This window comes from Aquimarina penaris, from assembly GCF_040786285.1.
Taxonomy (GTDB): Bacteria; Bacteroidota; Bacteroidia; order Flavobacteriales; family Flavobacteriaceae; genus Aquimarina.
On record NZ_JBFMKQ010000005.1, the window covers coordinates 303,094 to 324,448 of the forward strand.

The 21,355-nt window shown below is 32.5% G+C and carries 20 protein-coding genes; 9 read left to right on the forward strand and 11 right to left on the reverse strand.

Translation table 11 applies throughout. From position 1 onward, the window contains the following. The first annotated feature begins 121 nt into the window (after positions 1-121). The gene (locus ABW637_RS20975) at positions 122-2,359 is read left to right on the forward strand and encodes a DUF2135 domain-containing protein (RefSeq protein WP_367586690.1); all 2,238 of its coding nucleotides are present in this window, start codon (positions 122-124) and stop codon (positions 2,357-2,359) included. 15 nt (positions 2,360-2,374) lie between these two features. Continuing rightward, on the forward strand, positions 2,375-3,700 hold the full coding sequence (locus tag ABW637_RS20980; RefSeq protein ID WP_367586691.1) for a M24 family metallopeptidase: 1,326 nt from the start codon (positions 2,375-2,377) through the stop codon (positions 3,698-3,700). 60 nt (positions 3,701-3,760) lie between these two features. Here the strand turns inward: ABW637_RS20980 and ABW637_RS20985 are convergent, their stop codons facing one another. The 10 genes from ABW637_RS20985 to ABW637_RS21030 form a co-directional block, all read right to left on the reverse strand. Continuing rightward, positions 3,761-3,913, reverse strand: coding sequence for a hypothetical protein (locus ABW637_RS20985; RefSeq protein ID WP_367586692.1), 153 nt, complete (start codon positions 3,911-3,913; stop codon positions 3,761-3,763). Positions 3,914-4,064: 151 nt separating this feature from the next. Beyond that, a complete protein-coding gene (locus ABW637_RS20990) occupies positions 4,065-4,727 on the reverse strand; it encodes a hypothetical protein (protein ID WP_367586693.1) in 663 nt (220 codons plus the stop codon). A 220-nt stretch (positions 4,728-4,947) separates the two neighbouring features. Further along, a complete protein-coding gene (locus tag ABW637_RS20995) occupies positions 4,948-6,060 on the reverse strand; it encodes a CARDB domain-containing protein (protein ID WP_367586694.1) in 1,113 nt (370 codons plus the stop codon). Between the two features lie 123 nt (positions 6,061-6,183). Continuing rightward, a complete protein-coding gene (locus ABW637_RS21000) occupies positions 6,184-7,767 on the reverse strand; it encodes a helix-turn-helix domain-containing protein (protein ID WP_367586695.1) in 1,584 nt (527 codons plus the stop codon). Between the two features lie 302 nt (positions 7,768-8,069). Next, the gene (locus ABW637_RS21005) at positions 8,070-9,113 is read right to left on the reverse strand and encodes an OmpA family protein (protein ID WP_367586696.1); all 1,044 of its coding nucleotides are present in this window, start codon (positions 9,111-9,113) and stop codon (positions 8,070-8,072) included. A 20-nt stretch (positions 9,114-9,133) separates the two neighbouring features. Then, positions 9,134-9,844, reverse strand: coding sequence for a TapB family protein (locus ABW637_RS21010; RefSeq protein ID WP_367586697.1), 711 nt, complete (start codon positions 9,842-9,844; stop codon positions 9,134-9,136). Between the two features lie 45 nt (positions 9,845-9,889). Beyond that, positions 9,890-10,522 carry a hypothetical protein gene (locus tag ABW637_RS21015; RefSeq protein WP_367586698.1) on the reverse strand — a complete coding sequence of 211 codons (633 nt, stop codon included), beginning with the start codon at positions 10,520-10,522 and terminating at the stop codon, positions 9,890-9,892. 124 nt (positions 10,523-10,646) lie between these two features. Continuing rightward, positions 10,647-11,393, reverse strand: coding sequence for a LytR/AlgR family response regulator transcription factor (locus ABW637_RS21020; RefSeq protein WP_367586699.1), 747 nt, complete (start codon positions 11,391-11,393; stop codon positions 10,647-10,649). Positions 11,394-11,413: 20 nt separating this feature from the next. Continuing rightward, on the reverse strand, positions 11,414-13,258 hold the full coding sequence (locus ABW637_RS21025) for a tetratricopeptide repeat-containing sensor histidine kinase (protein ID WP_367586700.1): 1,845 nt from the start codon (positions 13,256-13,258) through the stop codon (positions 11,414-11,416). Between the two features lie 10 nt (positions 13,259-13,268). Next, entirely contained in the window at positions 13,269-14,897 is a 1,629-nt protein-coding gene (locus ABW637_RS21030; protein WP_367586701.1) for an acyl-CoA carboxylase subunit beta, read from the reverse strand. A 400-nt stretch (positions 14,898-15,297) separates the two neighbouring features. Here ABW637_RS21030 and ABW637_RS21035 point away from each other — a divergent pair, with 400 nt between their 5' ends. The 6 genes from ABW637_RS21035 to ABW637_RS21060 all read left to right on the forward strand — a co-directional run bounded on the left by ABW637_RS21035 (position 15,298) and on the right by ABW637_RS21060 (position 19,763). Then, entirely contained in the window at positions 15,298-15,480 is a 183-nt protein-coding gene (locus ABW637_RS21035; protein WP_201923660.1) for a CAL67264 family membrane protein, read from the forward strand. A gap of 46 nt (positions 15,481-15,526) precedes the next feature. After that, the gene (gene ettA, locus ABW637_RS21040; RefSeq protein WP_367586702.1) at positions 15,527-17,218 is read left to right on the forward strand and encodes an energy-dependent translational throttle protein EttA; all 1,692 of its coding nucleotides are present in this window, start codon (positions 15,527-15,529) and stop codon (positions 17,216-17,218) included. A 109-nt stretch (positions 17,219-17,327) separates the two neighbouring features. Continuing rightward, positions 17,328-18,020, forward strand: a complete 693-nt coding sequence (locus ABW637_RS21045; protein ID WP_367586703.1) for an HAD family hydrolase — start codon at positions 17,328-17,330, stop codon at positions 18,018-18,020. After that, a complete protein-coding gene (locus tag ABW637_RS21050; protein ID WP_367586704.1) occupies positions 18,020-18,649 on the forward strand; it encodes a CatA-like O-acetyltransferase in 630 nt (209 codons plus the stop codon). Before ABW637_RS21045 ends, ABW637_RS21050 begins: the two co-directional genes overlap by 1 nt. 6 nt (positions 18,650-18,655) lie before the next feature. After that, positions 18,656-19,138 carry a hypothetical protein gene (locus ABW637_RS21055; protein WP_367586705.1) on the forward strand — a complete coding sequence of 161 codons (483 nt, stop codon included), beginning with the start codon at positions 18,656-18,658 and terminating at the stop codon, positions 19,136-19,138. Positions 19,139-19,220: 82 nt separating this feature from the next. Further along, positions 19,221-19,763 (forward strand): hypothetical protein, encoded by a 543-nt coding sequence (locus ABW637_RS21060; RefSeq protein WP_367586706.1) that lies wholly within the window; start codon positions 19,221-19,223, stop codon positions 19,761-19,763. A gap of 46 nt (positions 19,764-19,809) precedes the next feature. On the opposite strand, the gene ABW637_RS21065 is transcribed toward ABW637_RS21060, so the two are convergent. After that, the gene (locus tag ABW637_RS21065; RefSeq protein WP_367586707.1) at positions 19,810-20,430 is read right to left on the reverse strand and encodes a pseudouridine synthase; all 621 of its coding nucleotides are present in this window, start codon (positions 20,428-20,430) and stop codon (positions 19,810-19,812) included. 332 nt (positions 20,431-20,762) lie between these two features. Here ABW637_RS21065 and ABW637_RS21070 point away from each other — a divergent pair, with 332 nt between their 5' ends. Beyond that, entirely contained in the window at positions 20,763-21,206 is a 444-nt protein-coding gene (locus tag ABW637_RS21070) for a cold-shock protein (RefSeq protein ID WP_367586708.1), read from the forward strand. Positions 21,207-21,355 lie beyond the last annotated feature (149 nt).

Sequence of the window (21,355 nt, forward strand, 5' to 3'; positions counted from 1 at the left end):
TTACCTTCTTAATTAATCTCTTGTTTTCTCTACACTATTTAATTCATTGAAGATATAGGGGCTCTTTTTTTTCATTTTTTGTACATTTAACATTATTGGAAAACGTACAGTCATCAACATTATGGGAAAACAAACAATCATTTTACTCGCTATTTTTTGTATTAATTTCGTTTTTGCAAAAAATCAACCGGATCAAAATATCAAAAGTGTTGCTATTTATTGGGACGCCTCACTCTCTCAAAAAGACAAAAAAATAGAGAAAGAGTTTGAATTTCTAGATGCATATTTTAAAACGTATGCTAATCTAAAAGTTAAGTTGGTTATTTTTAATACCGCGTTAATCACAGAGGAAAACTTAGAGGTTAAATCTTCTAATTGGGATGTGCTAAAAGCAAAACTTAAACAAGTCACCTATGATGGAGCTTCAGATTTTAGTTTAGTAAATACTGAGTTAAGTGAAGAAATGCTCCTTTTTTTTACCGATGGAAGAGGCAATTTCGGTAATTTTGAAGCCAGTCTGTATAGCCCAAGAATTATTACTATAAGTAGCAAAACAGATATTGATAAAAAATTTCTTCATAATACAGCTTTTTATAACCGAGGGTATTACGTAAATCTATTAGAATCTAATGATATTTCTTTTTCTATAAAGGCTATTGAAGGTGAAGTCATTATGCCAAAAATGCAGTTTGTTACACGAAGTAATTTAGATACCCAAAAAAATTACATTAATGGAATCGTTATTGGTGAAAATGATGGCTTACCCAATGTTAATATTACGGTGAATGATGAAAATAGAGGCACCATAACCGATGAAAATGGTAATTATATTATCGCAGCCGAGCCGGGAGATGTTTTGGTATTTAGTTCGATAAACATGAAAAGTGCTGTTGTAGAGGTAGGAGAAGAAGAAGTTATAAATGTACAATTAACTGATCTTGTTAATGAATTGGGTCCCGCAATAATTAAATCTAGAAAAGGAGAAGAAGTAGAGTTAGTTAATGACGGTAATCAACGAGTAAATAAAAAAGCGTTAGGATATGCTGTTCAAAGTATTGATTCAGAAGATATAGGAGATGATAGAAATACATTGGGTAGAGCGATAGCGGGTAAGTTTTCTGGGGTGTCAACCGGGAATGTGGATAATGGAAGCTTAACAATAATAAGGGGTATGAATTCGATTCTAGGTAATAATTTTGCTCTTTTTGTAATTAACGGAATACCCTTACCACGAAGTACAGTAGACGTTGCTGCTAATTATGATTTTATTAACCCTAATGATATCGCTGATGTTACTGTTTTAAAAGGGTATGCAGCTACAAATAGATTTGGTGCCGCAGGTAGAAATGGTGTGATATTGATTACTACAAAAAATGCAGTTTCTAATTTTACACCAGCCGAAGAAAGTGGACCGGATAAGTCTATAGAGATAGAATATAAAGACTATACGTTGCCATTACAGGTTTCTAATGGGAGTGATTCTAGTTTTATTTCAATGTTAAAGGATTTACCCCAAGAGGAACAAGCCTATTCAAAATATCTTGATTTGTTAGCATCCAACAAGGATAATATTAGCTTTTTTCTTGAATGTTCTGACTATTTTTTTAGCAAGAACATGACAGACAAAGGGATAAGAGTGCTTTCAAATTTAGCAGAGTTATATTCTAAAGACACTTCGGTTCTTAAAATATTGGCGTTCAAATTAGAAAAACAAAATCTATTTAATCAAGCAGAAAGTATTTATAAAAGGATTATTAGTATTTCTCCATCCTTATCTCAAGCCTATTTAGATTTAGCCAATACGTATTCTTCTACACAAAAACATAAGGAGTCTATAGATTTGTTTAAGAAAATAACGGCTAATAAAATAAAAGAAATAGAATCTTTTGATGGCTTAAATAACCAGATTACTAATGATTTTAGGGGGTTGCTTAAAAAGCGAGACCAGAGTTGGAAAATCAAAAATATTGATCAAAAATATTTTGTTTGTCCAACATATCCGGTTAGAGTTGTAGTAGAATGGTCACATCCCGAAACAGAATTTAATTTTCGATATATAAACTCAAAAAAACAATATTTTTCTGTTTCCCATAACCTCGAGGATAATAAAAATCGTATGCAGAAAGAAATAAAAGAAGGCTTTACTTCAGATGAATATTTACTTTCTGATATCGATCCTGGCAGATGGTATTTAGATGTTGTTTTGCCAGATGATTATAAGGTGGATGTAAAATACCCTAAACTACTTAAAATAAAAGTGTTTACTAAGTTTGGTACCCCTAATCAGAAACTGGAAACTCATGTGATCAATCTAGATAAGATTTCTAAAAACAAGGTTATTACTTCCTTTACCATATAATTGAAACAATTTCTTATGAAAAAAACCGTATTGTTGTTCGCTTTGTTAATTGCTTTTCAGTATAACTATTCGCAAATTCTTCCACAGCGAGAAAGAGCTGATATAATTGACATGGTGTTAGAAGATAGATTTAACAATCTATTACCACAACTAATGGATCGTACCGAATTTGACATGTGGATTCTAATATCACGTGAGTATAATGAGGATCCTGTGCTTAAAACGATGCTACCATCGACATGGTTAAACGCACGAAGAAGAACGATATTAGTTTTTTACAGAAATAAAGCAAAGAATACTATAGAAAAACTGGCAGTTGCTCGATATAATGTTGGTAAAAACATAGATTCTGCATGGGATAAAGAGAAACAACCAGATCAATGGAAAGCATTGGTAGATATAATTTCTAAAAGAAATCCACAAAAAATTGGGCTGAATTATTCTAAAGATTTTGGAATTGTAGATGGTATTGTGAAAACAGATTATGATGAATTTATGGAAGTTTTACCTAAAGAATTCCAATCAAAAATTACTTCTGCAGAAAAGTTAGCAATTGCTTGGGTAGAGACGCGTACCGAACAAGAAGCAGAGATTTATAAGCAATTGGTAGAAGTAACACATAAGATTATCGAAGAAGCATTTAGTACTTCAGTTATTAAACCAGGAACGACAACTACAGATGATGTAGTGTGGTGGCTAAGACAAAAGGTTACCAATATGGGGCTAAAGACCTGGTTTCATCCAACCGTAGATATTCAAAGATCAGGAGAAGATCTGCAAAGTCATATTGTTTCATTTTCAGATAGGCCAAAGGATAAAATAATCAGACCTGGAGATTTAATTCATTGTGATTTTGGGATTACATATCTTAGATTGAATACAGATTGCCAGCAACATGCGTACATTCTTAAAAATGAAGAAACTTCTCCACCTGAGTATTTGATAAAAGCTTTTGCAGATGGTAATCGAGTACAGGATATTTTTACTTCTAATTTTGAAACTGGTAAAACGGGAAATGAGATTTTATTAAAGTCTTTAGAACAAGGTAGGGCAGAAGGGCTGAAACCTTCAATTTATACTCATCCTTTAGGGTTGTATGGACATTCTTCTGGTCCAACTATTGGGATGTGGGATTCTCAAGAAGGAGTAAAAGGAACTGGAGACTACCCTTTATATGAAAACACTGTGTATGCCATCGAGTTAAATACAACAGTAACTATTCCAGAATGGAAAAAAGATATTAGAATCATGTTAGAAGAAGCTGGTTTTTGGGGTAAAGATGGGTTTCGATATGTAAATGAACGACAGACAGAATTAATTACGATTCCTAGAAGAGATTAGAGTGCTTTCAGGATAAATTAAAAAAGTCCCCTAAGGCAAAAAACCTTAGGGGACATTTAATTAATCAATATGGTGATAGCAATTTCCAAAAGAACATCTTCCTCCGCATAGCGATAGACAAGCATCACCATAATATGTACCAGCTTTTATGGTTTGTTGTTCGCTCTTCTTTAATTGATTTACACCCTCTAAATTTAAAATGCTATTTAACATAATTCTTTTATTTGTGTTACCTACTCTGTCAAAGGCTTTTCGGTTTCCGCCGTTTACTATGATTTCGGTGGTTTTCGATTGTTTAGAAATTACAATCGCATAGTACTCAATTTTTTATCGATCACATTTTATGGTTCAGTTATGAAGTTATTTATGGACATATAGGATTACACTCATCTGGGTCAATTGGATCAGAATCACCAGGAGTATAAGGTCTTCTAACCGTTCTTCCATCTGCCCATTTTCTTGCCTCGGGATTAACCACCCAAATACGTAAGCCTCTATTTGCAAATTCATTACGTTCTAATGCAGAGTTTAGACGTAAAGTGATAACGTCTTGCCCTTGTGAGTTCACATATTGAACACGATTTGAACCTCTATACGTACCGATGATTGAAGATCCGGTTGCGGTTCTGATATCCACATAAGCATTAGGTTCAAAGTTGTTCCCTACAATCCATATGCAATAATTATCATCACAGCCTGCACCTGCACGACTTATTAAAGGTAGTCCTATTGGTGTGATAATCGCCGCATTATACAACCCTAAATATAATATTGAATAATTTGGTTCACAGGTAGGACTATTTGTATAATAAAGAACTCGATATCCTGGTGGGAAAGGATCTCGTGAACAATGCAAGAAAGCAGAAGACTTCCTGAAGTCGAAATCCTCAATGTCCTCTAGTATTTTTACATCCTCATTGTTTTCGACCAAAAGCTCATCTTGAAAAGTATCCTCTTCTTCAGTTTGACAACTTGCTACTACTAATAAGAAAACTGTCAATACTAATATTTCTATACGTTTTTTCATGTTTTTGATTATAGTTTAAAAATGATTTGTGATTCTTGTCGACCAGAATTCTTTGGTAAAACTATATCCAATTCATTGATTATAAAAAAGAAGAAAAGTCAGATTTATAAATCTGACAAAATAGAAAGGTGTCTAATTTTTAATCTCAAAGATATATAAGACCAAAAAAACCGTTTCAAACTATGCGTGAAACGGCTTTTCAAAAAAATAATAAATAGTATTATTTCCTTACTATTATTCCTTGATATATTATGTTACCGACTGCAAGTGTATAGACATATATTCCTTTTGGCAGGTTATCATTAAAATAGGTTATGGTGTGATATGTATTATTAGGAGGCAAAACATAGCCTTTTGTAGCCACATTCATCCCAAATCTGTTATAAAGCGTAAGCACAACAAGTGGTGAGGCATCTTGATCTAGAAAAAAAGTGAAATTTACCTGATCCTTAAAAGGATTTGGAAAGGTTTTGATCGTATCGGGATGTATTTGAATTTCGGGAACTTCATAGTTCAAATAATTATTAAAATCATTACGCTCTCTAATATAATTATCTTCATCAACTATGATATACAATTTTTCACCTATAATTTTAGAGTAGGTATCATAATCAACAAAAATTATACAGCTTTTACTATTATTTTCTCTAATAGGTCCTACATATTTTGTTCTAATAAGTTTTAATTTATCTTCAATTTTAATATAAAACCTAACCTTTGATTTTTCATTAATATCATCTCTTCCAGTATTTCTTATATGTGCTTTAATTTGCACTTCACGTCGATTTCTATCAATGTTAGTGGCAACAGTCTCGGCATGAGTTATTTCTAGATCTCCAAGTTGTTCAGGATCATATACATTAAATGAAATATCTCTCTGATTTACTATAGTATTATCTAATTCTGATAAAGATAATGTGGCATTCTTTACTCCAGGAGAGACATCATATCGTAATAGATCTAACACGATAGTTCCTAGTAATATTTTGTTATTGTTTACATTGCGATCATCAGGATCTGGTCTAGTAGGAGGTATAAGGATTGGGGTTAACGTAGTGTTGATAATTGTAGATGATATATTAAATTTCTTTTCTGTAATACGCTGACTAGTATAAGTATCTTGATATAAACCGTAGATATTAAATTTTATTTTTCCCCAAATAAAAACGTGAAGGTCTTGAATTTGTGACTCATCGATTTCTATAAGTCCTGCACTGGTATTAATGGTAACATCAATTATTTTTTCAAAATCACTTTCGGTTTCTTGAGCAATAGACTGAGTAACAAAAGTGATAAAGAAAATTACTGATAAGAACTTAAATTTTTCAAACATAAAACTGTGTATTTATTGGTTATTCGGTAAAAATACTCATTGCTTTATCCTAAATAGAAAATTATGAATTTTGGAATGTCAATTTTATAAAATTGACATTCTTATCTTTATTTATACAAGTAATTATATGTCGATTTTGCTAGACTCATGAGTATTGGATATTACTTTTTTGATAAAATAAGAATGACTTAAGCCTGTTTGTTTTTTAAATGCTGATGCAAAAGTATTTACACTCTTATAACCTAATTCTCCTGCAATGGCTTTGATGGTATATGATCTAAACTTATGATTTGTGTTTAATTGTTCAATACAAAATTTAATTCTTAATTCATTGATGTAGTCATTAAAGGATTGCTGTTTATACTCATTAATAATTTTCGACAAATAAGTGGTATTGGTTTCGATATCTTTTGCGGTCGTATACAAACTACAATCTGGACTCAAATAAAAGGTTGTTTTTTCTAAATCTAACAATCGCTCTAATAAGCTCTTTGCTTTTTTGTCTGTAATAAAATCATTTTTTTGAACGCTTAAAGTTTTGGATACACTTTCCTGTATTCTTCCTTTTTGCAATTCCTCAAATAAGCTTTTATTCTTTTTTTTGGTTTTAATGGTGTAGAATAAAATTACTGCTGCAAAAACTAAAGCTAATAAAAACCCACTAGCGTAGAGAAAATTTTTAGATATTAAATTTTTATTTTTTTCTTCAAGACTTTCTAGATCACGGTCATATAATTTCTCTTGAGCATTTATATCGTTTTGGTAAAGAGAATCAACAATTTTATTGTAGGCTTTGGTATATTTAAACTGTAAACTGGTATCCTGCAATTTTTCACCACATTTAATGGCTAACAGATAAGCTTCTTGTATTTTTTCTACTTCTGGATTAGTTTTTATATGGTGAAAGTTTTGTTCTAATACATCTCTCGCTTTACTGTATTCGGTTTGATTATATAAGCAAGTAGCTATATGAAGGTTTGCAGTAAATAGATCAGGATCATTCGTTTTATTAAGTTCTATTATGTCAGCTTTAGCAATGTTGAGATAAGAAAGCGCTTTAGGATATTTTTGTTTTCCGATATAAGCTTCTCCTATATTAAGATTAAAATCAATAATATACGCAATCAGATTTAGTTTTTCTGCATATTGTAAACCTTGATAATCGTATTTGAGTGCCTCGTCATAGTTACCCAGCTTGTAGTAACAAACCCCAATTCCTTGAATGATTGATAGATATTTGGCATCATAATTAGTATCTGATTTTTTGGAGGACTTTTGTAGTAATTTAAAAGCTTTTTGAAAAGATGCCAACGCTTTTTGAGTTTGATCAAGTCTAATTCTAATTTGTCCGATACTGACTAAATTATAAATCTGATAATCTTTAAGATTATAGTCCTCGATAATCTTTTGAGCGCGTAAATATCGATTTAATGAATTTTTACGATCTCTCTTTTCTTGATATGCAGCGGCAACAAGATATAGTCCACTTAGCATATAATTTCCATTTCTAATGTTTTCAGCAGATGTTATCGCGTTATTTCCGTAATGAATTGTTTTATCATATTTTTTATTACGATATGCTATATTGCCTAAATAATAATTAGCGAAGAATTGTATTGAATAATTCTCGTTTTCTATACCTCTATCTAAATAGAGCTTGTAGTAGCTTTCTGCTAATATGGTATTAGTGTTTAGAGTTTTTGCCAAGAAATTTTCAATAGAATCAGTGTTTTTATTATTAATGATGAAGTTCTTGTCCAGTTCACTTTGTTGAAAAGAGTATAGATGAAAACATAAAAAAAGAGAAAATATAAGTATGTAATGTTGGCGTGTCATTAGAGATTTTCAAATTAGGTTTCTTCTTGAGTATTTATTGATAAATAACAAAACCCCAATATATCAAAAATTAAAGTTTGATAATTGAGGTTTATTCATTTAAAATAATAAGAATGATCCCTTTTACAGAATTTCACTAATAAATCCTTCTGAATTTGTAATTATTTAAATAATTACATTTTATGTAATTCTACCCGTCTGTTTTTGGCTTTTCCCTTTTCTGTAGTATTATTAGCAACGGGTTTGGTTTCGCCAAAACCTTCACTATGTAACCTAGACTCGTCAATTCCTTCATCAGTTAGTGCCAATAATACTGCTCTCGCACGGTTTTTGGACAACCTTAGATTAGAATTATCATCGCCGACATCATCTGTATGGCCTTCGATACTAACCTTTAAATTTGGATTGCTTTTTAGCATTTTAGTGATCTCATCTATAAGGCCGTATGAATCAGTTTTTATTCTTGATTTACCTGTGTCAAAATTGATTTGAAGAGATACAAAACCTTTTTGATCAATCTCACTTTTAATCTTTTTTGCGGTAATTTTCTCTATGGTTTGTTCAAAATCTTTAACTTCTACAACTCCTATTTCGCCAGTAGCAGAATTTGAGTATACCTGAAAACCAATTTTTTTATCCTCTTGATTAAGGGCATACATGCGAATAGGTTGATTATAGGGATCACCCATTATGAAATTATAAACATTGAATTTATCGCTTTCATTTAAAGTTTTCAATATTTCTCTGGGAATTTTTTTGTCAGTGATTAAGATAGCACCAATGGATCTTAAATACTCAGAAACACTTTTGTCGAATACATATTGACCCCATTTTTCTTTTGGGTTTTCCATTTTGATGATCATCTTAGATACTCGACCCTCCAAAGTAAAGTTAGTTCGACCATCGAACATTTCTAATTTAGAGAATTCAAATGTCTCTGTTTCTCTACTTTTTTTATTTATTTCCATTCCTTTTGGAGGGGTAATGTATGGGAATTCGCCTATGTCATGATTTGTAACGGGAATATTGTTCCAATTAAATTCCTTTATTGTTTGTTTATTTGTTTCCCTGTTTTCGGTATTTGTGGCTGTTTCTGTCACGATAGATTCAATTTTAGACACAGAATCTTCTGTTTGAGTGATAGATTGATTTTCATTATTATTTTTACAACTACCTAATATAAGGGATAGACAAATTGTCCAAAGCACTTTTTTCATTTTCGGTTTTATGGTTTTGATTATCTAATTCCCGTCAATTCATGATACCCTATCAACTTTCCTTTTTTATTATAAGATTCTGAGCGTACTACCACTACATTATCATGGTACCATTCTACACCACTGCCATTTATTTTGATAATCCCAAATTTACTTTTGAAATCAAACGTCACCTTTTGACATTTAAATGAACCAGCAGGAGTAGTGATGGTTTCTTCTCCAACAATTTTTCTATTTAGGATATTAAATGTCATTGTGATTAATGTGAATCCTTGATTGTTTAGTTTGATACTTATATACCCATCATCTAATTGATCTCCAACATCACTATTTGTAGGAAATTCTAATACATCCCCATCTATTTCGAGTTTAAGATTTTCTTGATTTTGTTCAGATAGTTTATCTAAACTAAAAAATCGAAGCATATCTACACTAAATAAACCATTATTACAATTAGCTTTATACTGTGTACTAAATGGTTGTTTGTTTTTTGTGTCGTTTACCGTTGCTTTAATTATGGCTTCTATATTAGTATCAGTTCCAGATATTTCTATAGTTTCATGTCTGGTTGTACTTTTCTTTTTTCCATTTTTATTGTAATCTGTGTAATCTAGAATTGCTCCTTTTTTCATAAAAAGTACAGCATTACATTCTTGAGCATAACCAATTATAGGCGATATAGCAAAGATTACAACAGCAAAGCATAGTGTTTTGAAGCCGATATTTTTCATTTTAAGTTTTTTTTTGATGACTGTGCGGTATGTTTTTATTGTGTATTAGTCAGCTTTTTGTTTTAATGTTTTAAGGTCTAGTTCATCTATCGCCTTTTTAATTTTCTGTAAAGCGACGTTACTACCTTCTAATGAAACGATAAATCGATTTGCCACCATTACATCAATTTTAGAGTCTTCGCTATCGTCATATTCATTTTTTTCTACTTCTTCGATAGCCTTGTAACCATTGATGGTGATCGATTTTTTGTATCCAGTATTGGTCTGCTCTTCAAAGTCTCTTGCAAACCCTAAACGACTTAATGCAATCATAGCACTTCCCGTTTCTCCTGCACCATCAATAATAGAAAGAGAAATTATGTTTCCGTCTTCATTTTCGTATTCCGCTTCAGCCATGGCCACATCGGCCATAAATTGATTACCTATAGAAAATTTCTTTCTGGGATAACCAGATAGACTTTCGGGGAGTAAAGTCTTTAGCTCTGTATTAGAAATAGGGGTTGCTTTTAAAAGCTTTTCGCCTTCTTCTTCAATTTTTTCGGCTTCATCGGCAATTTTATTTAGCTCAGAAACACCTTTAATAACATCAAATAGACCAGGTTCATCTTCTTTTTGCTTATCTCTTCCGCAAGAAATGAATACCAAAATAGATATAATAATAGTGAATGTTGTTCTCATTTTTAATTGGTGTGAAAATTAGTTCTATGAACTAAATTAAGCCTATTAATGTTAGGGTTTTTGGCAAATGAGAATTTGACTTTATATTTCCAGAAAATGAGAGGTTTAGACGAGAATTTATGGTTTATAGTTTTTCTATATATGCAATCAACTGTTGTTTTTTACTCTGCGCAACAGGGATTGCATGTTTTTGATCAAGAATGATTTGTTCATTGCGCTTATCAAATGAAGTAATATAATTTAGATTAATCAAAAAACTCTGATGAACGCGAAAAAAACTAAGATCGGCTAATTTTTCTTCAAATGACTTCAAGGGCTTTGAAACTAATATTTCTTTTCCGGATACGAGAAAAAATGTGGTATAGTTGTTATCAGATTGTGCAAATAAAATCTCTTCAGTTTTAATAATGTGGATGGCATCTGCATTTTTGAGAATAAGTTTTTTTGATGCTGTTTGATTTGAAAAATTTTGAAGTAATGTTTGTAATTGAAGCCGATAATTCTCTTTATGAATATCTTGATCAACTTTTTGAAGTGCAGAAACCATCTCCTGTTCTGTGTAGGGTTTTAAAAGGTAATCTAATGCACTAAATTTAAAAGCCTCAATGGCATATTTTGCAAATGAAGTTGTAAATATTATTTTGAAATCAATAGAATCAAATAATGCAAGAAACTCAAAAGCATTACCATCGGTAAGAAATACATCTAGAATGATAAAATCTGGTCGAAACTTTTTTATATGCTTTGCAGCATCATGTATAGATTCAGAATTGCCAAGAATAGTAACATTCCCATATTGTTTTATGATTGATGAAACATAAGAGAGTGCTTGTGAGTCATCTTCTACAATAAAACAGGATATAGCATTCATAAGGTAAAGATACTTTATTTTTAAGCCGCAGTAAAACTCAAAAGTACTTCTGTGCCGGTGGTTGAAGAACTAATGGCAATATTTCCGTTAAAGTTCTTAGATGTCTTATTGAGATTTTTTAATTGCTCTTTTATAATTCCCATACTCATGGACTTGTGTAGTTTTTTAGAGTTTTCCTTTTCGTCACCAAAACCTTTACCGTTATCAGTAATAGACACAAATAATGTATTATTTTTTTTAAAGTATTTTACTCTTATGCAGCCTTCGTTAATATTTTTTATGCCATGAAGTACAGCATTTTCTACAAAAGGTTGGGTTATAAGGGATGGTAACCTATCAAAATCCTCATCAACAGTCTCCTCAACATCTATTGTGTACGAAAAGCTGTCGTTATAAGTTAGTTGTTGTAAATTAAGATAGGCTTCTAAAGCAAGTTTATCATCTTCGATACTTATAAAATCATCATTTGATTTTTCTAGTATCATTCGTATTAACTTAGAATAGCTAGCCAAATATGAACTCGATTTTTCTTTATCATTTTGGTAGATAAAATTTTGAATGCTTTGTAATGCATTAAACAAAAAATGAGGGTTAAGTTGCATTTTTCTTACTTTTTGCTGTAATAAAACGGTATCTAATTGTTGTTTGGTTTTGTAATTCTTGAATCCAAAATAGCCTAGGATTATAAATAACAAACCAAATGCAAACAAAACCATCAAAAGGTATTTCTGTTGAGAAATTGTAAGTGCCTGTAGTTCGTTTTTGGTGTCTAAAATATCGATTTGTTGTTGTTTCTTTTCAGACTCAAATTTTTCGGTTAGTTCTGCTACTTTTTCCTTTTGTTGTGCGTTAGTAATAGAGTCTTTAAGGATGTCTTTAAGATCTGCATAATGCATTGCTTTTTTATAATCCTTTAAACCAATATGTGAATCTTTAAGATTGTTATAAATGTAAGATTTTAGTAGTCCTTTAGCTCCCGGAAGAGCACTATCAAGATAGATAATAGCATTACGATACTCTTCTTTTTTGAGATAAGAATATCCTAGGTTATTGTATGTAAGTCCTATCGTATATAGACTATTAAGTTCTTTTTTGAATTTAATAGCTTTTTTACCATATAGAATAGCTTTATTGTATTCTGCTCCTTCTTCTGCGTAATAATTGGACAAATTACTGTAGATAACCGAAAGGACACGTTTTGAATCGTGTTTTTTGGCCAATTGCTCAGCTTTACTTGCACTTTTTAAATATTTTTTAAACAACTTTTGATTGTAATATATAGAGCTTAAGTTTACTAAAATTTGCAATCGTATAGATTCATTAAAATCACTTAGTGGAAGTGCTTTTTCAAGATAATTTACTGCTTTATCATAATATTTCAGACTAGCATTAATAGATCCGATATTGGTGTATGAGTTTACCAATAATTTTCGATTACCAGCATTTTCAAGAATTTCTACAGCTTTAAGATATAAGTTTAAGGCTTTTTCAAAATCTTGTTTGTAATACTGAATCGTTCCTAAATTATGCCAAGTCTGCCCTTCAATATGTTTCGGAAGTACTTTTTCTAAATTATTCTGGAGTAGCGAATCGGCTTTAGAAAATTCTTTCTTAAAAATAAGAATACTGCTTTTTTGCAAATGTGATTTTGCCAAAAGGGTATCATTAGAAATTGATTTAGAAAGGAGCAAGGCTTTATCAATATAAAACAGAGAACTATCTATGTTTTTATGCAAGAATTCTTTTGAGAGTAATAAATCTTGTTCTATTTCTTTAGTATCATTAGAAGTTGATTGTGCAAATACCCCGTATGAACTACTAATACATATACCTATAACTATAACAATTGTATAGAAGATTCTCATCTAATCAACTTTAAGCCTGGATTACCCCTAAATTAAATTTCTTTTCGATAGGAGCGTGGTTTGCAGCTTCGATACCCATAGAAATAACTTTTCGAGTGTCTAGAGGATCAATAATGCCATCTGTCCATATACGTGCAGCAGCATAATATGGCGATATTTGTCGGTCATATCTCGCTTTAATTTTATCGTACAATGCTTTTTCATCTTCCTCGGATAATGCTTCTCCTTTTTTCTTTAGAGATGCAGTCTCTATTTGTAGTAAAACTTTGGCGGCTTGTGCACCTCCCATTACCGCTAATTCTGCACTCGGCCATGCATAAATAAGCCTTGGATCATACGCTTTGCCGCACATAGCATAATTACCCGCACCATACGAATTACCTATAACTATTGTGAATTTAGGTACCACACTATTACTAACAGCATTTACCATTTTAGCACCATCTTTAATGATACCGCCATGTTCGCTCTTACTGCCCACCATAAAACCGGTTACATCTTGTAAAAACACAAGTGGTATTTTCTTTTGATTACAATTAGCTATAAATCGGGTTGCTTTATCTGCAGAATCCGAATAGATTACTCCACCAAACTGCATTTCACCTTTTTTAGTTTTTACAATTTTACGTTGATTGGCAACAATACCAACTGCCCAACCATCAATGCGAGCATATCCGGTAATAATACTTTGCCCATAACCGGCTTTATATTCTTCAAAATCAGAACCATCAACCATACGGCTAATGATTTCCATCATGTCGTATTGTTCGTTCCTGGCTTTTGGTAATATGCCATATATTTCTTGAGGATTATCTTTGGGTTTAACAGACTTAACACGATTAAATCCTGCCTTGTCAAAATCACCAATTTTTGACATGATATTTTTGATAGTGTCTAATGCATCTGCATCATCTTTGGCCTTATAATCTGTAACTCCTGATATTTCACAATGTGTGGTTGCTCCACCTAAAGTTTCATTATCAATAGTTTCACCAATAGCAGCTTTTACAAGGTAGCTTCCTGCCAGAAAAATACTTCCTGTTTTATCAACAATTAAGGCCTCATCGCTCATGATGGGTAAGTAAGCCCCGCCAGCTACACAACTACCCATTACCGCAGATATTTGAGTAATTCCCATGCTACTCATTACAGCATTATTACGAAATATTCTTCCAAAGTGCTCTTTATCCGGAAAAATTTCATCTTGCATAGGCAGATATACTCCCGCACTATCAACCAGATAGATGATAGGTAATTTGTTTTCGATAGATAATTCCTGCGCCCTTAGATTCTTTTTTCCAGTAATAGGAAACCAGGCTCCGGCCTTTACAGTAGCATCATTGGCTACAACAATACATTGCTTGCCACTTACATAACCAATTTTCACAACGACCCCACCACTAGGACAACCGCCATGTTCTTTATACATATCCTCACCTGCAAATGCACCAATTTCGATAGATTTTGAATCTTTATCTAATAAGTAAGCAATACGCTCCCTGGCAGTCATTTTACCTTTGGCATGAAGTTTTTCAATTCGCTTTTCGCCTCCTCCTAATCTAACTTTTGCTAGTTTCTGCTTCAATTCAGATACTAAGAGTTTATTATGATCTTCGTTTTTATTGAAGTTTATATCCATTTGTGTGTGATTGTGTGTATTGTTTGCACGAAAATACAAAAAACACACAGTTTTTTGAATGATAAGAATCTATTTTAAACGCTGATCTGAATATGTTTTCAAAATATTGTTTTATTTATTGTTTAATAATTTGATTATTAGTTTATTAGTTGTTTATTTTGATGGGGCATTAGTCTATCGAGAGGTATTTGAGATTATTTTAGGCTTAAAAAACAAAGTCAATTTGCATAGGCATATCTGTTTTTTAACGAAAAGTTAATTTTTAAATAACTGTAAAACAATTGATAAGCTATTTTTGCATCTTAAGAACTCTGTAAAATCCTATTTTTTGGTGATAAAATGCCGATATTTGCATTCGATTATGTTTAAAAACATAACTAACCGTACTAAATAACAATTTATGGGAATGAATAAAAATACTGTGTTGGCTTGGGCTACATTTATAATGATCCTTGCAGGATTAGGACTGATCGCTTTAGGAGCATTTAGGTATAGAGATGTTTCAGGTTGGGGATTTGCTGCTGTTGGATTAGGGTTTCTAGCAAATGCATGGGTATTTAATGCTTTAAAAGGAAGAGTATAATCTCTTTATAATTAAGAATATCTTTAAAATAATAATATAGGGGCTTATGTCTGATGATAAAAAAGTTATCTTTTCAATGTCTGGAGTTAGCAAAACATACAAAAGTGCTAATACTCCAGTGCTTAAAAACATTTATTTAAGCTTTTTCTATGGAGCTAAAATAGGAATCCTTGGTCTCAATGGTTCTGGTAAATCTACTCTGCTTAAAATCATAGCAGGAATAGATAAAAACTACCAGGGTGATGTTGTATTTGCACCCGGATATTCTGTAGGTTTTTTAGAACAAGAACCGCAATTGGATCCAGAAAAAACAGTATTAGAAGTTGTTAAAGAAGGGGTAGCAGAGACTGTTGCTATTTTGGATGAATACAATAAGATCAATGATATGTTTGGTCTGGAAGAGGTGTATAGCGATGCTGATAAAATGCAGAAGCTTATGGACAAGCAGGCAACCTTACAGGATCAGATTGACGCAAGTAATGCTTGGGAGTTAGATACCAAACTAGAAATAGCAATGGATGCGCTTAGAACACCTGATTCGGATAAAAAAATCGGAGTATTATCGGGAGGTGAGCGTAGAAGAGTAGCGTTATGCCGTCTTTTATTACAGGAGCCGGATGTATTACTATTAGATGAGCCCACTAACCATTTAGATGCAGAATCTGTACACTGGTTAGAGCATCATTTGGCACAATACAAAGGAACTGTTATTGCTGTAACGCACGATAGATATTTCTTAGATAATGTTGCGGGTTGGATTCTAGAGTTGGATAGAGGAGAAGGGATCCCTTGGAAAGGAAACTATTCTTCTTGGTTGGACCAAAAATCTAAGCGATTAGCACAAGAAAGCAAATCAGCCTCTAAACGTCAAAAAACTTTAGAACGAGAGTTAGAATGGGTGCGCCAAGGAGCCAAAGGAAGGCAAACTAAACAAAAAGCACGTTTAAAGAATTATGATAAACTAATGAGTCAGGATCAAAAACAGCTTGACGAAAAATTAGAAATTTATATTCCAAACGGACCACGTCTGGGTACTAATGTATTGGAAGCATCGGGGATTAGCAAAGCCTATGGAGATAAGCTTCTGTATGAAGATCTTAACTTTAACCTTCCTCAAGCTGGAATTGTAGGGATTATTGGTCCTAATGGAGCAGGAAAAACTACAATCTTTAAAATGATTATGGGAGAAGAAACTCCGGATAAGGGAAGTTTTTCTGTTGGAGAAACAGCCAAAATCGCTTACGTTGACCAGGCACATTCTAATATAGACCCAGATAAGTCTATTTGGCAAAACTTTAGCGATGAGCAAGATTTGGTGATGATGGGAGGTAAAGAAGTTAATTCTAGAGCATATCTAAGTCGTTTTAATTTTGGAGGAAGCGAACAAAACAAAAAGGTATCTACACTTTCTGGAGGTGAACGAAACCGTTTACACCTGGCCATGACTCTTAAAGAAGAAGGTAATGTATTACTTTTAGATGAGCCAACTAATGATCTAGATGTCAATACGTTAAGAGCTCTAGAAGAAGGTCTCGAGAATTTTGCAGGATGCGCAGTAGTGATCTCTCACGACCGCTGGTTCCTGGATCGTATTTGTACGCACATCTTGGCGTTCGAAGGAGACTCACAAGTGTATTTCTTTGAAGGGAGTTTCTCTGACTATGAAGAAAATAAGAAGAAACGTTTGGGTGGTGATTTAATGCCAAAACGTATTAAATATAAGAAGTTAGTTAGATAGTAATTTGTGAGTGAGTGCTAGAGGACGCTTCGTTGCGAGAGGTGAGGTGTTGGTACAGTTAAAACGTTCTCAAATACTCAACAACTTGCAGACTCAAAAACTAGTATAAATGCCATTAAAAAAGATCAAGGTTATCGCATTTGATGCAGATGATACGCTATGGGTAAATGAAACCTTCTTTAGAAAAGCAGAAGATGAGTTTTGCGAGCTTTTAGAAGACTTTATGCCGAAAAATGAGGCTAATACGCTTCTTTTTGATGTAGAAATGAAGAATTTACCTATATATGGGTACGGTATTAAACCATTTACACTTTCTTTAATTGAAGCGGCAATCAGTATTTCTAACGGTAACATGAAGATTGATTTAGTGCAAAAGCTCATCGAAAAAGGTAAGCAGATGCTTCAGGAACCGATTGAATTGATAGATGGTATTGACGAAACATTAAACGAATTATCCCAAAGATATCGTTTAGTGATGGCTACCAAAGGAGATTTACTCGATCAAGAACGTAAACTCATTAAGTCAGGGTTAGAAAAATACTTTCACCATATTGAAATTGTGTCTGATAAAACAGAAAAGCAATATAGTAAGCTTGTAAAACATCTTGATATTGCCAAAGAAGAGTTTCTTATGGTAGGTAACTCGTTAAAATCAGATGTTTTACCCGTTCTTAATATTGGAGCCCATGCCTTTCATATCCCTTTTCATACCACTTGGGCTCATGAAGTAGTTAATGGAGAGATTGATCATCCAAATTTTAGAAAATTTTCGAAAGCGATAGAACTTTTAGAAGTATTGTAATGCGAACCCAATTAGATCTTACAACTTGGAACAGAAAAGAGCATTTTGAGTTTTTTGGAAGTTTTGATGAACCTTTTTTTGGAATTACCAGTACGGTTGATTTTTCAAAGGGATATCAAAAGATTAAAGATCTGGGTTATCCTTATTTTCTGTTTTACTTGCATAAATCATTACAAGCCGCTAATGCTGTTGAAGCTTTTAGATATCGTATAGAAGATGATCAAATATTTGTATATGATGAAATTCATGCATCACCAACTATAGGTAGAGAAGATCATACCTTTGGTTTTTCATTTATGGAATTTAATAAAGATTTTGAAACGTTTGTTTCAGAAGCTAAAAAAGAGATCGAAGAGGTTACCAATAGTACAGGTTTGCGCCATACAGATAATGCCAAACGTGTTGATACTATTCATTACTCATCAATACCATGGTATAACTTTACTGGGATAACACATGCCCGGCATTTTCAGTTTGTAGATAGTGTTCCCAAAATTTCCTTTGGCAAATACACTAAAGAAAATGGCAAATTAAACTTACCCGTGTCCATTAATGTGCATCATGGATTGGCAGATGGATATCATGTAGGTCAATATCTCGAGGAATTTCAGAGATTACTTAATGAATAGTACAGTATGAGTGGAGAAGCAGGAGCAGGTAGAAGATCAACATATTTTCAAATATATTTTTCTTCTGGGATGACCATTAGCGTAGCTATGCCTCCAGATGTAGAAAATAATCCACATTATATTTCTAATTACTTTAAAGAAGCCAGCATCCCGTTTGAAGATAAATTAAATGAGGTACTTCCAACATTGGATAAGATTGTTGAACAATTAATACAAGAACAAGGTATTCCTATTATCGCTTTTGACCCTAAGGCAGACTATGTTCAGGGAGTAATTATTGAAGATACCGATGAACATAAAACAGATCAATATACAGAGAGTCAAGTGAAAAATTGGTTTGCAAACTCAAAGAATCCGAAAGTATTTCTTAGTTTTTCATTTCCTACTAAGTCATTCTCTAAGATTACGTTGTCTATTACGATAAATCAAAGAATATTACGCTCTCAACTCAATATGTTAGCCGACAAAATTGCACTTATTTTTGAATGATCAGTATTCTAATTTTAACTTTATTTTAAACCTTTTCAAACTTTTATGGTCTTAGAGATGTAGTAACATTAAAAACCATATTATGAAAACGAATAAATTTTTTAGGGTAGTATTGATTTTAGGAATAACAATTACTGGCTATGCACAAGAGCGAAGTGCCAAAGTGGTTAGTAATGCTAAAGGAGAAGAAGTACGAGTGGTTAAAGCTAAAGATACCCAAGGAAATAAAAAACTCTCTGTCGCTAAAAAAGACAACGATGGAAATGTTAAAAAAGCAGTCGGTGTAAACCAGGCAGATGGCGATAAATACAGGGCCGCTGGAGTGAATAAAGCTGATGGTACAAAGAAGAGGGCAGCCGGAGTGAATAAAGCTAATGGTACTAAGAAAAGAGGAGTAGGTGTTAAGCAGGCAGATGGGGATAAATATAGAGCCGGTGGAGTAAACAAACCTAGTGGAACTAAGAAAAGATCGGTTGGCGTTAAAAAGGCAGATGGAACTATAAAAAGAGCTTCTGCAGTAAAACGTACCAATGGTAATAAAAAGAGTAAAATAGTTAATGGTAATGCGAAACAAGCTAAGAAAGCTGGTAAAAAAGTCACTAAGAACAAGAAAAAAGAAAGATAAAAAACTAAGATTTAATACCTCATAAATACAGAAGTTTTGGGAATCATTAGTTTCCAGAACTTTTGTTTTCTCCTGCCGAGATATCATCTAGTTCTAGTGTCTCTCCGACTTTCAAATTATCTAAGTGAATATGACCAACTCTTACCCGTATTAGACGAAGTGTTGGATAACCAACAGCCGATGTCATTTTTCGTACTTGTCTAAATTTTCCTTCTTTTAATGTGATAGACACCCATCGAGTAGGACCATGTCTATCATCTCTTATTTTTCTGGATCTTTCGGGAAATTGAGGTGGGGTTTTTAGAATATACGCTTTACATGGAATAGTAGTGTATTTCTTTCCATCAAAACCAATCTCAACACCTTGTTGTATTTTTTTGATTGCCTCATTAGTGATATCACCATCTACTTGTGCGTAATATTCTTTTTCTATACCATTGCTACAAATATGATTACTGGTCTTACCATCTGTGGTTAGTAACAATAATCCTTCAGATTTTTCATCTAATCGTCCAATAGCCATCGTACCATTAGGAAAATCATATAATTCACCCAATAATTTCTTAGAATTTTGCTTTTGGCCATTATTTACAAACTGGCTTAAATATCCATAAGGCTTGTATATCATAAAATGACGATGATGGGTATCTGCAGCATTGATTTTCATTCAAAATATATTTAGGGCAACTATGTGCATCTGAATTTTATGTATGCGAAATTACGGATTTAGTTGATTTACCAGCATATTTATTGTATAATGATTAATTAACTAAAGAGTTTTTCAAAATTGGAATGGAACACGTACCTTTGTAAAGATTTCGATATACATTTATATTAGTTTTGTATATATTGAAATTAGTTATTGCAACGACTGAGTTAATTATTCGGTAAATCAATCTTAGAAATTGTCATTTTCCAATTATTTGTTTAGTATTTCGATGACAAGACCTTTATCTAAAAGGTTAAATTAGGTTTAATAAAAAAATAGCGGAAAAGCGAATGGCAAAATCACAACAAACATTTAGTAAGATTGAAAAAGAGAAAAAGAAATTAAAAAAGAGAGAAGAAAAACAAAAAAAGAAAGCAGAACGTCTTGCCAATTCAAACAAAGGTGAAGGGTTGGATAGCATGATAGCTTATGTTGACGAAAATGGTTTTCGTACTGATACACCGCCAGACCCAAAGAAAAAGATTAAAGCAGAAAATATTGAAATTGGCGTTCCAAAAAGAGAGAAAGTAGAATTTGACCCTATAAGAAAAGGAAAAGTTGCATTTTTTAACGATTCTAAAGGGTATGGGTTTATTAATGATGATGAAGATGGTGAACGTTATTTTGTACACGTTAATGGACTAATTGATGATGTAAAGGAAAATGACAAGGTTAGTTTTGAACTTGAGAAAGGGATGAAAGGAATGAATGCAGTTCGAGTAAAGAAGATTTAAGTAGTATATGAGTCGTCCTAAAATAGGTTGACAGTTTTAAAATAATTTATATTAAACCAGAGAAGCTAGCTTCTCTGGTTTTTTTGTTATGTACAAAATTAGGTGTTTTCATATTAAGATTTAAGTGTGGTCTTTTGTTATTATAGGTT